We start from the raw sequence: 12,604 nt of genomic DNA on the forward strand, positions 1-12,604 counted from the left end.
CGGCCGCTCAGGCCCGGGCGGCCGCGTCCCGCCCGAGCAGCAGGCACACCACCGCGAGCGGCAGTTCGACGCCGCCCGCCATGACCAGCGCAGCGAGCACCGCGTGTCCCGGCCCGGCGCAGGCGATGTCGGCCAGCGCGTCCGCGGTGAGCAGCAGGGCAACCGCCGCGCCCGCCCAGAGCGCGGCGGGGTCGCGGCGGCGCAGCAGTGCGTCCAGCGAGAGCAGGGCGGAGAACTCCACCAGGTCGAGCACGACCCACGGGGTCTCGTGGCAGACGGCGAGGATCGTCAGCCAGGGCAGCAGGGCGACCGCGGCCATGACGGGCACCCGGGCGAAGCGCTCGGGCAGGGCGGACGAGGGGGCGGAGCGGACGGATCGGGCGGAGAGGACGGCGGTGCTCATGCCGCACCCCCGGCCCGGTGCTCCCGGACGTTCTCCCGGCCGTTCCCCCGGCCGTGTTCCCGTCCCCGGGTCCGCTCCTGACCCCGCGTCCGCTCGCGCACCCGCTCCAGCGGCAGCCGTTCGGCGGCCCGGCTTGCCGGGTGCTCGACCAGCACCGCGTCGAACGGTCCCTCGGCCCAGGCGAGCCAGAACCGCCCGGCCACCGTGACCACCTCGGCCGCGGCCCGCACCGGCCGGAACACCCGCCGCCCGGTGAACACCACCGAGGGCGCCGTGCCGTCGCCCGCCAGCCGGCCCCAGGCGAGCACGTGCCGGGCCCGCCCGCCGGACGGGCTGCGCCGTGCCCCGCGCAGCAGCTGCGGGGTGAGCCGGGCGCTGACCAGGACGTCGGTCAACTCGCCGTGCTGGTAGAGCTCCAGCGCGGCCCGGCCGCGGTCGGGCCGGACGCTGCGGACCGACCAGGGGCCGGCGCCGGCCGACAGCGCACCCTCCGGCTCCGACGCCGGGCGGAGCGCGCCCCCGGGAACACCCCCGTGGTTCCCGGGGAGGCGCCGTCCGTGCGGCGGAGTGGCGGAGTGCGATGCGGTCCTCGTCATGCCTCCAAGCCTTCCGCCGACGACCCCTTCCTGTCGGTGGTGCTCCACCCCGAATCGGGGGTGTAGCCAGCTACACCCCCACCGGGCACCCCCCTTCATGGCGACCGATGATCACCGGGCCCTACGCTGTCGGCCATGCCCTCCACCATGTTGCGCCGAGCGCTCGTCAGGAGCCTCCGGCGTCCACCGTGGTCGCCCGGGACCTGGCGGGACGTCCGCTTCATAGCCGCCGGAATACCGTCGGCCGTGCCGGTCTGGCTGGTCGTCACCGACTCCGGACTGCTCTTCCCGCTGCTCGCCGCCGTCCTGCTCTGCACCAGCCCGCTGACCGCCCTCCAGCGCGGCCGGCTGCGCGCCCTGTACGGGGTGGAGATCCCGCCGCCGCGACCGCCGGCCCGGCGCCGGGCCTGGCTGCTGGGAATGACCTGGCGCCAGCTCCTGCACCACCTCCTGGCCGGCCCGCTGCTGGCACTGGGCGCGGCGGCGCTGCTGTACGCCTGGGGCGCCGCCCTGGTGCTGACCACCCTGTACGGCTGGATCTGGCTGATGCCGCCCGGCACCGCGCTGCGCTCGGACCTGGCCGGGCTGGACGTCGGGCTCACCGCCGTCGGCGTGCTGCTGCTGGTCGCGCTGCCCTGGGCGACGACGACGGCGGCCCAGCTGGAGGTGTGGACGGCGCGGCAGCTGCTGGGTCCCGACCGGGCGGAGGCGCTGGAGCGGCGGGTCGAGGAGATCACCGAGAGCCGGGCCGGGCTGGTCGACGCGGTGGACGCCGAGCGCCGCCGGATCGAGCGGGACCTGCACGACGGCGCGCAGCAGCGCCTCACCTCGCTGGCGATGAACCTGGGTCTGGCCCGGCGCACCCTCAAGGACGTCCCGCCCGAGGTGATGCAGGTGATCGTGGAGGCGCACGAGGAGGCCCAGGCGGCCATCGACGAGCTGCGCGACCTGGTCCGCGGCCTGCACCCGGCCGTTCTGGAGGACCGCGGCCTGGACGCGGCGCTGTCCGGCGTCGCGGCCCGCGCCCCGCTGCCGGTGCGCCTGGACGTCGACCTCTCCGAGCCGATCGCCCCCACCGTCGAGGCGGTCGCCTACTTCACCGTGTCCGAGGCGCTCACCAACGTGGCCAAGCACGCCCGTGCCGACCGGGTCGACCTCTCGGTGCGGACGGCCGGCGGCCGGCTGCGCCTGGTCATCAGCGACGACGGGGTGGGCGGCGCGGACGCCTCGCGCGGCACCGGGCTCACCGGTCTGCGCAAGCGCGCCGCCTCGGTCGACGGCACGCTGTCCGTTCTCAGCCCCCTCGGGGGCCCCACCACCATCACCGTGGAGTTGCCGTGCGCGCTGTGATCGCCGAGGACTCGGTCCTGCTGAGGGTCGGCCTGGTCAAGGTCCTGGAGGCGGTGGGCTTCGAGGTCGTGGCCGCCGTCGGGGACGCCGTGGAGCTGCTGGCCGCGGTCGAGGAGCACCGTCCGAAGGTCGTGGTCGCCGACGTCCGGATGCCGCCGGGCTTCCACGACGAGGGGGTGAAGGCCGCGATGGTGATCCGCCGGCAGTGGCCCGAGACCGCGGTCCTGCTGCTCTCCCAGTTCGTGGAGGAGCGGTACGCCGCCGACCTGCTGGCGACCAACACCAGCGGTGTCGGCTACCTGCTCAAGCAGCGGGTGGCCAATGTGGACGACTTCGTGGACGCGCTGCAGCGGGTCGCCGAGGGCGGCACCGCGCTGGACCCGGAGGTGGTCGCGCAGCTGCTGGTGCGCCGCCACCGGGATCCGTTGGAGAAGCTGACCCCGCGCGAGCGGGACGTGCTCGGCCTGATGGCGGAGGGCCGTTCCAACGCCGCGATCGCCGCCTCGCTGGTGGTCAGCGACAGCGCGGTGGCCAAGCACATCAACTCGATCTTCACCAAGCTCGACCTGCCGCAGGCCGAGGACAGTCACCGCCGGGTGATGGCGGTGCTGCGCTTCCTGGAGGTCGGGTGACGGCCGCGGTGGCGAGGGCCTGGCGGGTCACCGGGACGCTCGCGGCCGTGCTGGTCGTGCTCGGCGCCGGGGTGCAGACCTGGTCGGTCGTGGCGCAGCAGCAGTCGACTGGCAGCCGGTCGTACGACGTGCCGGTCCACCGGCTGAAGCTGGAGACGGGGAGCGCCTCGGTCAAGGTGCGGGCCGGGCGGGCGGACCACGTGGTGATCGGCCAGCGGCTGGACTGGACGGTGCGCAAGCCGGTGGTGTCGAGCATCGTCGTCGACGGCCTCCTCACCGTCGGCGTGCGGTGCCGGACGGTCCTGCCGGTCGTGGACTTCGGCTGCGGCGCCGAGATCGAGGTGGAGGTGCCGGCGGCGACCGAGGTGTCGGGGTCGGTGGGCTCCGGCTCGGTCCGGGTGGAGGGGCTGAGCGGGAACGTGGACGTGGAGCTCGGCTCCGGCGAGCTGCTGCTGGTCGGCACCTCCGGGGACGTGACGGCACACGCCACCTCCGGGCTGATCCGGGGCGAGGACCTGAGCGCGCGGCGGGTCGACGCGGAGACCACCTCGGGGGCGATGGAGCTGGCCTTCACCAAGGCCCCGCAGCAGGTGGAGACCAGGGCCACCTCCGGTTCGGTGACGATGACCCTGCCGAGGAACAGCCGCTACGCCTTCTCCAGCGACGTCGGGTCGGGCACCGGCCGGATCGACCCGGAGCTGGCGGACTCCGACAGCCCGAACCGCATCCACGCCACGGCCACCTCGGGGTCGGTCACCATCGACCCGTCGTAGCGGCGACGGCGGCCGGCACCACCGGGCATGGCGGCCGGCACCACCGGCCACGGCGCCGTCCGCCGTCGCGCGGGCCGCTCACCCGGGTGGGGGACAATGGAGAGTCCCGTCCCCCGACCCGAGGTCAGCCGCGCATGACAGCCACGCCCGCACCCACCGCGTCCGACACCGAGTTCGCGCCGCTCGACATCGGCCCGATCCGGGTGTGGCCGCCCGTCGTGCTGGCGCCGATGGCCGGCATCACGAACGCGCCCTTCCGCACCCTCTGCCGGGAGCAGAGCGGCGGCAAGGGCCTGTACGTCTCGGAGATGATCACCACCCGGGCGCTGGTCGAGCGCAACGCCAAGACCATGCAGCTGATCAAGTTCGACCCGAGTGAGAAGCCGCGCTCGATCCAGCTGTACGGGGTGGACCCGGTGACCGTCGGCAAGGCCGCCCGGATGATCGCGGACGAGGGCCTGGCCGACCACATCGACCTCAACTTCGGCTGCCCGGTCCCGAAGGTGACCCGCAAGGGCGGCGGCTCGGCGCTGCCGTACAAGCGCAACCTGCTGCGGGAGATCCTGCGCGAGGCCGTCGCCAACGCGGGCGACCTGCCGGTGACCATGAAGATGCGCAAGGGCATCGACGACGACCACCTCACCTACATGGACGCCGGCCGGATCGGCGCCGAGGAGGGCGTGGCCGCGATCGCCCTGCACGGGCGCACCGCCGCCCAGCACTACGGCGGGACGGCGGACTGGTCGGCGATCGCCCGGCTGCGCGAGTCCGTCCCGGCGCACGTCCCGGTGCTGGGCAACGGGGACATCTGGTCGGCGGACGACGCGTTGCGGATGATGCGCGAGACCGGTTGCGACGGCGTCGTGGTGGGCCGTGGCTGCCTGGGCCGGCCGTGGCTGTTCAAGGACCTGGTCGCGATCTTCGAGGGCGACGTCGACTACGCCCGCCCGGACTTCGGCTACGTGGCGCGGGCGATGGTGCGCCACGCGCAGCTGCTCGGCGAGTGGATCGGCGACGAGGCGCGCGGCGTGATCGACTTCCGCAAGCACGTCGCCTGGTACACCAAGGGCTTCTCGGTCGGTTCCGAGCTGCGGGTGCGGCTCGCCGGCTCCTCCTCGTTGGCCGAACTGGCCACGACCCTGTCCGAGGTGGAGCAGTCTCAGGGCTGGCCGGCCGGCGCGGACGGCCCGCGCGGGCGCACCAGCGGCAACGGCCGGGTGGTCCTGCCGGAGGGCTGGTTGGACGATCCGTACGACTGCGCCCGGCCGGGCATGGACGCCGAATCGGACACATCCGGCGGATGATCTGTACGGACCGTCGAAGTCGGCCCGGTCGGGCCGACTGCCACTAGGTCCCAGCCCTCTTGTCCATTCTGGACAGGAGGGCTCCTTTTCGGCGGCCCGATGTCACGGAACGAGCACGTTTCTGGACACTGTGCGACGATCGGCGGAGGCGGTCTACGTTCGACCGGTGAGACACGCTGGTGACGCTTGCCACACGCCGCAGGGACTGATGCCGGGTCAGTGGACGAAATGGACAGGTCGGCCGTGAATCGCTTCCCGAAGCCGGCCGGCCGGGGATCGGGCGATCCGGCTGCAGGAAATCAAGCCGGGGCAACGCGACCGACCCACGGTCGCTACCCAGCGTCCGGATCGTGTGATCTTCGGGTTCGTTGCGTTCAAGAGTTGAATGCTTGCTCGCGTCAGGCGGACGATTTCACCAACAGAGGTGAACGCCTTTATGTGCATTCGATCTAGCGGGTTACCTCTCGGTACCGGCCTCGGGTGGCCTATTCAGGGCAGAGAAGTGCCTTCGAAATGGGTATGTTCTCCGGCGTCAGGGCAACCGCGTACGAGGAGACCGACCCGTGCCGTCCCAGCAGAAGTTTGTTTACTCCTTCACCGAAGGAAACAAGGACCTCAAGGATCTTCTTGGCGGCAAGGGCGCGAACCTGGCCGAGATGACCAACCTGGGCCTCCCCGTCCCCCCGGGATTCACCATCACCACCGAGGCCTGCAAGGTCTTCCTGGAGACGGGCAGCGAGCCCACCTCCCTCCACGAGGAGATCAGCGCCCACCTGGACGCCCTCGAACTGGAGATGGGCAAGAAGCTCGGCCAGGCCGACAACCCCCTCCTGGTCTCGGTGCGCTCCGGCGCGAAGTTCTCCATGCCCGGCATGATGGACACCGTCCTGAACATCGGCCTCTCCGACGCCTCGGTGACCGGCCTCGTCGCCCAGTCCGGCAACGAGCGCTTCGCCTGGGACTCCTACCGCCGCCTGGTCCAGATGTTCGGCAAGACCGTGCTGGGCGTCGACGGCGAGCTGTTCGAGGAGGCCCTGGACGAGGCCAAGCACGCCAAGGGCACCGTCAACGACCTGGACCTGGACGCTTCCGACCTCCGGGAACTGGTCGAGGTGTTCAAGGGCATCGTCGCGCGGGAGACCGGACGGGCCTTCCCGCAGGACCCGCGCGAGCAGATGGACCTCGCCATCCACGCGGTCTTCCACTCCTGGAACGGTGACCGCGCCCGGCTGTACCGCCGCCAGGAGCGCATCCCGAACGACCTCGGCACCGCGGTCAACGTCTGCACCATGGTCTTCGGCAACCTCGGCGAGGACTCCGGCACCGGCGTCGCCTTCACCCGCGACCCCTCCACCGGTGCCCAGGGCGTCTACGGCGACTACCTGTCCAACGCCCAGGGCGAGGACGTCGTCGCCGGCATCCGCAACACGCTGCAGCTGTCCGAGCTGGAGAAGCTCGACAAGAAGTCGTACGACGAGCTGATGGCGATCATGCAGAAGCTCGAGAACCACTACCGCGACCTCTGCGACATCGAGTTCACCATCGAGCGCGGCAAGCTCTGGATGCTGCAGACCCGCGTCGGCAAGCGCACCGCCGCCGCCGCCTTCCGGATCGCCGTCCAGCTCGTCGACCAGGGCCTGATCGACCTGGACGAGGCCCTCATGCGGGTCACCGGCGGCCAGCTGGCCCAGCTGATGTTCCCGCGCTTCGCCCCGACCGCCGAGTCCAAGCAGATCGCCTGGGGCCTCGCCGCCTCGCCGGGCGCCGCGATCGGCAAGGTCGTCTTCGACTCGTACACCGCCGTCAAGTGGTCCCGCTCCGGCGAGAAGGTCATCCTGGTCCGCCGCGAGACCAACCCGGACGACCTGGACGGCATGATCGCCGCCGAGGGCATCCTCACCTCGCGCGGCGGCAAGACCTCGCACGCCGCCGTCGTCGCCCGCGGCATGGGCAAGACCTGTGTCTGCGGCGCCGAGGAGCTGGAGGTCGACACCAAGGGCCGCAAGTTCACCACCGCCGACGGCCTGGTGATCCACGAGGGCGACGTCGTCTCCATCGACGGCGCCTCCGGCAAGGTCTACCTCGACGAGGTGCCCGTCCTGCCGTCCCCCGTGGTCGAGTACTTCGAGGGCACCCTGCACGCCGGCGCCGACGTCCAGGGCGGACTGGTCCAGGCCGTCCACCGGCTGATGTCGCACGCCGACGGCCGTCGCCGCCTGGCGGTGCGCGCCAACGCCGACAACGCCGAGGACGGCTCGCGCGCCCGCCGCTACGGCGCCCAGGGCATCGGCCTGTGCCGCACCGAGCACATGTTCCTCGGTGAGGAGCGCCGCAAGGAGGTCGAGCACCTGATCCTCGCGGACAACGACAAGGACCGCGAGCTCGCCCTCTCCACCCTGCTGCCGCTGCAGAAGGGCGACTTCCTGGAGCTCTTCCAGGCGATGGACGGGCTTCCGGTCACCGTGCGCCTGCTCGACCCGCCGCTGCACGAGTTCCTTCCGGACATCACCGAGCTGTCGGTGCGCGTCGCCCTCGCCGAGGCCCGCAAGGACCCGAACGAGAACGACCTGCGCCTGCTCCAGGCGGTGCACAAGCTGCACGAGCAGAACCCGATGCTCGGCCTGCGCGGCGTCCGCCTCGGCCTGGTCATCCCCGGCCTGTTCGGCATGCAGGTCCGGGCCATCGCCGAGGCCGCCGCCGAGCGCAGGCTGGCCGGCGGGGACCCGCGTCCCGAGGTGATGATCCCGCTGGTCGGCACCGTCCAGGAGCTGGAGCTGGTCCGCGACGAGTGCGAGCGCGTGCTCGCCGAGGTCGCCCAGTCCACCGGCGTCCAGCTGGACATCAAGCTCGGCACCATGATCGAGCTGCCGCGCGCCGCGGTGACCGCCGGGCAGATCGCCGAGGCCGCCGAGTTCTTCTCCTTCGGCACCAACGACCTGACCCAGACGGTCTGGGGCTTCTCCCGGGACGACGTGGAGGCCTCGTTCTTCACCGCCTACCTGGAGAAGGGCATCTTCGGGGTCTCCCCGTTCGAGACCATCGACCGCGACGGCGTCGGCTCGCTGGTCAAGCACGCCGTCGAGGCCGGCCGGGCCACCCGCCCCGACCTGAAGCTCGGCGTCTGCGGCGAGCACGGCGGCGACCCGGAGTCGGTCCACTTCTTCCACGAGGTGGGGCTGGACTACGTCTCCTGCTCCCCCTTCCGGATCCCGGTGGCGCGCCTGGAGGCAGGCCGCGCCGCAATCGAGACGGCGGGCAGCGACTCGCGCTGAGGGAGGGAAGGCATCCCCTCCTCACGCGCGGGCACGACTGACCGCTCCCCCTCCCACCGGGAGGGCGTACACCGGAGCTCGGCGCAGGAGAACCGGCGTACGTGAAACGGCCGGGCGGGAACGGACAACGGCGTCCGTTCCCGCCCGGCCGTACGTCTGCGCACGGGCCCGTGCGGCCGCCCGTGCGGCGGCCTGTGTGGCAGCCCGGTGTGGCGGCGGCCACGCGCGCTGCTCGTCGGGCGCGGCCCGGGTGCCTGCCAAGCTGGGGCGCATGACCAGTCGAAAGAACCCGCTCGTCGTCGTGGCCGTGCTGATCCTGGTGGTCCTGGCCGGGGTCGGGTACCTCCTCGCGAACAGGGGGAGCGGCCACCCCAAGGCCGCCGCGAGCTCCTCGGCGGCCACCCGCGCGGGTTCCCCGGCCCCCAAGTCCTCGGCCCCCAAGCCGTCCCCGCCGGCCGGCGGCGCCCCCTCCGCGGCCGGTACCTGGGTCCCCGCCGATCCCGCGCTGGCCGACGTCTGCCGCACCAAGCTCCCCAGCCAGGCCCAGGACACCCTCGGCCTGATCGCCAAGGGCGGGCCGTACCCCTACAACCGCGACGGCATCGTCTTCGAGAACCGCGAGAGCCGGCTGCCGAAGAAGGCCGACGGCTACTACCACGAGTTCACCGTGGTCACCCCGGGCTCCGGCGACCGCGGCACCCGCCGCGTGGTCACCGGCACCTCCGGAGAGCAGTACTGGTCCGCGGACCACTACGCGACCTTCCAGGAGATCGACCCCCGCTGCTGAGCCCCGCACCGGCGCCGGGCCGCCGGGAGCCTGCGCGGCGTCACCTCGCCCGGCGCCAGGTGACCCGGGCGTGCGGGCCGTGCGGGCCGGTGGTGACCAGGGCGGTCAGTTCGTGCAGCACCGGGGCCGGGTCGCGGCGGAGCCGGACCGGGGTGGTGCGGACCACCGGGAGGCCGGCGGTGGTGAGCCGGTTGGCGCGGGTCAGGCCGCGTTCGTGGTCGGCCGGGCGCAGGTGCCAGGCGCGGGAGTCGATCTCCAGGACCACGCAGGCGTGCGGCCAGTAGGCGTCCGGGACGGCGAGGAAGCGTCCGTCCAGGAAGAGCACCGGGTTCCACAGCGGTTCGGGCAGGCCCGCGTGCGCCAGCAGTTCGCGGGCCTCGCCCTCGACCGCCGAGCGCACCCCGGCGGTCAGGTCCTCGACCACCCGGGCCACGTGCGGCAGCCCGAGCGCGCCCGGTCTGGTCAGCAACTGGTCCAGCAGTTCGCCGAGTTCGCAGTGCCGCCGCTGGACGGCCTCCGCGCACAGCGCCCGGAACCGGCGCTGCCCGGTCTCCTTCGGCGCGAGGTCCGCCAGCGCCCGCGCGACCGTGGTGCTCCACAGCCCGTCGTCCCGTTCGAAGCCGCCGGGCATCTCCCCGCCGGCCCGGAAGATCCGGACGAACTCCCGCTCGCAGACGCGTCGTTGGCGGGGGATCAGCACGTCGACCGTGCCGATGTCGGCCGGGTGCCCGGCGCTCGGCAGCCCGGCGTCGGCCAGCACCGCGAAGCCGGTCAGCAGCACTTCCCCGGCCTGCGGCGCGGTCCCCTTCGGCGCCGCGTAGGCCAGGGCGGCCCGCAGGCGCTGATGGATCGTCAACCTGCCGCTCTGCAGGCAGATCACCCGGGGCAGGACCTGCTGCCAGGGCCCGCCCGGCCGCAGCCGGTGGGCGATGGTGCCGGAGGGCACCCCGAGCCGGCGCAGCTGCGCCCGGGTGGCGATGTGCTGCTGATCGGCGCCGAGCAGGGCGACCGGGTCGAGCGGGTTCGCGCGGGTCATGCCAGGGTGTTTCCCGCCCGGATCGGAGGTATGCGAAACATCCCCCGTCGGTGGCGTCCTGGCAAACGTGTTGACGAAGGGGCGGTCGAGCGGCTGAGCTGGCCCCATATGACGACCCCACACACGGGCCCCGCGTTCGACGCGCTCGTCGGCCTCTCCGTCGGTGACGCCCTCGGCGCCCAGTTCTTCGTCCCCGGTACCGCCCGCGCCCACCTCGCCGCCCGCACCGACCCGCCCGGCCCGTGGCCGTGGCCGTGGACCGACGACACCGAGATGGCCTGCTCGGTGTACGCCGCCCACGCCGAGCGCGGCGCGATCGACACCTTCGACCTCACCCACGCCTTCGCCCGCCGCCACGACTTCGACCGCGGCTACGGCCCGGCCGCCAACCGGATGCTGCGGCTGGTCCGCGAGGGCGGCGACGCCCGGACGCTGGCGGCCGAACTCTTCGACGGCCAGGGCTCGTACGGCAACGGCGCCGCGATGCGGGTCGCCCCGCTGGGAGCCGCGTACGCCGGGGACCTCGACGAAGCGGTGCGGCAGGCCGCGCGCACTGCGGTCATCACGCACACCCACCCGCAGGCCGTCGACGGGGCCGTTGCCGTCGCGGTCGCGGCGGCCCTGGCGGTCCGGGCCCGGACCGAGAGCACGACGCAGGAGTCCTTCCTGGGAGCCGTCGCCCACCACACCCCGCCGGGCGCCGTGCGCGACGGCCTGATCGAGGCGATCGACCTGCTCGGCGAGCCGGACCTCCGGGTCGTCGCGAAGGTGCTCGGCAACGGCAGCCGGACCTCCGCCGCCGACACCGTCCCGTACGCCCTGTGGTGCGCCGCCCGACGGCTGGCCGACTATCCGGCCGCCGTGTGGGAAGCCGTCGCGGCCGGCGGCGACATGGACACCGTGGCCGCGATCACCGGGGGAGTGGTCGCCGCGTGCACCGGCACTGCGGGTGTCCCGGAGGGCTGGCTGGCCGCCCGGGAGCCGCTCCCCGCCTGGGCGTTCCCGGCGCCCGGGTCCGTCACCGGCGGCCGGGGGCGTACGGACATGCTGGTTCCGCGGCCGCACCCCGTCCCCGACGTGGAGTGGACCGACGAACAGTGGCAGCGCATCCGGGCCGGGCGGCACACGGACGTGCTGGATCACCGTTGGGCGGTGCACACCCACGAGGGTTCGGTCAGGATCTGCCGGCCCGGGGACGGCCACCCGGTCTGGGAGGTGGCGGTCACCCGGGTCCGCGGTGGCTGGCGTCCGACCTCGGCGGTCGTCGAGTCGAGCCACCACCGCTGGTCGGTGCCGCCCGGGGACCCCCACGGCACGGCCGTCCTCACCTGGGTCCTGAGGAACGCCGTCACCGGCAGGTGGTCCCCGGTCAGGCCGTGATCATCAGCTGCCCGGCGCCGCCACCGCCCGGTCTAAGGCACTCCTGGTTGATCGCCGGATCCGGGGCGCTCGGCGAGGTGGCGGCGGCGATCCGCAGCTCGATGATGTCCCGGACGGCCGGCCACTCGGCGTCGAGGATCGAGTAGAACGCGGTCGAGCGCACCACCCCGTCCAGCCCGCGCGAATGGGCCCGGCGCACGCCCTCGCCCGTCGCGCCGAGCCGCTCGATCGCGGCCCGCGAGCGCAGGTTGCGGGCGTCCGCGCGCAGCGAGATGCGCTGCACGCCCCAGGTCTCGAAGGCGTGGCGCAGCATCAGCAGCTTGGCCTCGGTGTTGATGCCGGTGCCCTGGGCGCGCGGCGAGAGCCAGGTGTTGCCGATCTCGGCGGCGTCCGGGACGGCCGTGGCGGGATCGCCGAACGGCACGCCGGGCACCGGCGGCCACACCATCGGGCCCTGCCAGTAGTCCAGTTCCAGGAACCGGGTGGAGCCCACCACCCGGCCGTCGGCGACGTTCACCGTCGCGAACGGCAGCGACCGTCCTGCGGCCTGGTCTGCGAGGGCGCGCGCGATGTAGTCGCGGGCTGCTTCCAGGCCGTGCGGGACGGGGGTGAAGGCGTAGGTCGTACGGTCCTCGGCGCCGGCCTCGGCGATGGCCTCGGCGTGGTGCGCGGCGAGTGGCTCCAGCCGCACGGTGCGGCCGGTGAGGATGACAGGTACGGGCACGGAACCTTCGGTCCTTCATCGGTCGGAGGGTGCCTCCCTCGCCGGGGTGCGGCTCGGGGTGCGGTGACGTTTTCGCCCCGGCCCGTGACCGTCCGCCGGGTAGCCGTGCGCGCCGGAGGATCCGGTCGGGCGGGGCGGGGGCGGCGGCCCGGAACGGGCGGCGCGGGTGCCGGAACGGACACGGGTCCTCGGACCGGTCCGGCGGGAAGAGCGAGGGGACAGTGTGCGTCCGCGAAATGGCCGAGAAGGAAACGAGAGCGCGAAGGGAAGCGGGCGGCCAGGTGAAGGCAAGATGCGTCGTGGGTGGCTGGCCGAGCACCGGACCGGGACGTGGCCGACGGCGTTAC

General features: G+C 73.3%; 11 protein-coding genes. 7 read left to right on the forward strand and 4 right to left on the reverse strand.

The features are described 5' to 3' along the window. Nucleotides 1-7: 7 nt before the first annotated feature. Nucleotides 8-403, reverse strand: coding sequence for a hypothetical protein (locus AB0D10_RS00530; protein ID WP_360248806.1), 396 nt, complete (start codon nucleotides 401-403; stop codon nucleotides 8-10). Beyond that, complete coding sequence (locus AB0D10_RS00535; RefSeq protein WP_360248809.1) at nucleotides 400-999, reverse strand: hypothetical protein; 600 nt, start codon at nucleotides 997-999, stop codon at nucleotides 400-402. Before AB0D10_RS00535 ends, AB0D10_RS00530 begins: the two co-directional genes overlap by 4 nt. Before the next feature lie 246 nt (nucleotides 1,000-1,245). On the opposite strand from AB0D10_RS00535, the gene AB0D10_RS00540 reads away from it, so the two are divergent. The 6 genes from AB0D10_RS00540 to AB0D10_RS00565 all read left to right on the forward strand — a co-directional run bounded on the left by AB0D10_RS00540 (nucleotide 1,246) and on the right by AB0D10_RS00565 (nucleotide 9,117). Beyond that, on the forward strand, nucleotides 1,246-2,349 hold the full coding sequence (locus AB0D10_RS00540; protein ID WP_360248812.1) for a histidine kinase: 1,104 nt from the start codon (nucleotides 1,246-1,248) through the stop codon (nucleotides 2,347-2,349). After that, on the forward strand, nucleotides 2,337-2,981 hold the full coding sequence (locus tag AB0D10_RS00545) for a response regulator transcription factor (protein WP_360248815.1): 645 nt from the start codon (nucleotides 2,337-2,339) through the stop codon (nucleotides 2,979-2,981). Before AB0D10_RS00540 ends, AB0D10_RS00545 begins: the two co-directional genes overlap by 13 nt. Continuing rightward, nucleotides 2,978-3,754: a DUF4097 family beta strand repeat-containing protein gene (locus tag AB0D10_RS00550; protein ID WP_360248818.1), complete on the forward strand. Its 777-nt coding sequence runs from the start codon at nucleotides 2,978-2,980 to the stop codon at nucleotides 3,752-3,754. Before AB0D10_RS00545 ends, AB0D10_RS00550 begins: the two co-directional genes overlap by 4 nt. Before the next feature lie 134 nt (nucleotides 3,755-3,888). Then, complete coding sequence (dusB, locus tag AB0D10_RS00555) at nucleotides 3,889-5,058, forward strand: tRNA dihydrouridine synthase DusB (protein ID WP_360248821.1); 1,170 nt, start codon at nucleotides 3,889-3,891, stop codon at nucleotides 5,056-5,058. Nucleotides 5,059-5,621: 563 nt separating this feature from the next. Further along, the gene (ppdK, locus tag AB0D10_RS00560; RefSeq protein ID WP_360248824.1) at nucleotides 5,622-8,330 is read left to right on the forward strand and encodes a pyruvate, phosphate dikinase; all 2,709 of its coding nucleotides are present in this window, start codon (nucleotides 5,622-5,624) and stop codon (nucleotides 8,328-8,330) included. A gap of 271 nt (nucleotides 8,331-8,601) precedes the next feature. Further along, the gene (locus AB0D10_RS00565) at nucleotides 8,602-9,117 is read left to right on the forward strand and encodes a ribonuclease (RefSeq protein ID WP_360248827.1); all 516 of its coding nucleotides are present in this window, start codon (nucleotides 8,602-8,604) and stop codon (nucleotides 9,115-9,117) included. A 40-nt stretch (nucleotides 9,118-9,157) separates the two neighbouring features. Here the strand turns inward: AB0D10_RS00565 and AB0D10_RS00570 are convergent, their stop codons facing one another. After that, on the reverse strand, nucleotides 9,158-10,153 hold the full coding sequence (locus AB0D10_RS00570) for a hypothetical protein (protein ID WP_360248830.1): 996 nt from the start codon (nucleotides 10,151-10,153) through the stop codon (nucleotides 9,158-9,160). Between the two features lie 108 nt (nucleotides 10,154-10,261). Here AB0D10_RS00570 and AB0D10_RS00575 point away from each other — a divergent pair, with 108 nt between their 5' ends. Beyond that, nucleotides 10,262-11,533, forward strand: coding sequence for an ADP-ribosylglycohydrolase family protein (locus AB0D10_RS00575; RefSeq protein WP_360248833.1), 1,272 nt, complete (start codon nucleotides 10,262-10,264; stop codon nucleotides 11,531-11,533). On the opposite strand, the gene AB0D10_RS00580 is transcribed toward AB0D10_RS00575, so the two are convergent. Next, complete coding sequence (locus AB0D10_RS00580; protein ID WP_360248836.1) at nucleotides 11,523-12,257, reverse strand: GNAT family protein; 735 nt, start codon at nucleotides 12,255-12,257, stop codon at nucleotides 11,523-11,525. The two genes, AB0D10_RS00575 and AB0D10_RS00580, sit on opposite strands and share 11 nt — an antisense overlap. Nucleotides 12,258-12,604: the final 347 nt, after the last annotated feature.

The organism is Kitasatospora sp. NPDC048545, from assembly GCF_040651155.1.
Classification (GTDB): Bacteria; Actinomycetota; Actinomycetes; order Streptomycetales; family Streptomycetaceae; genus Kitasatospora.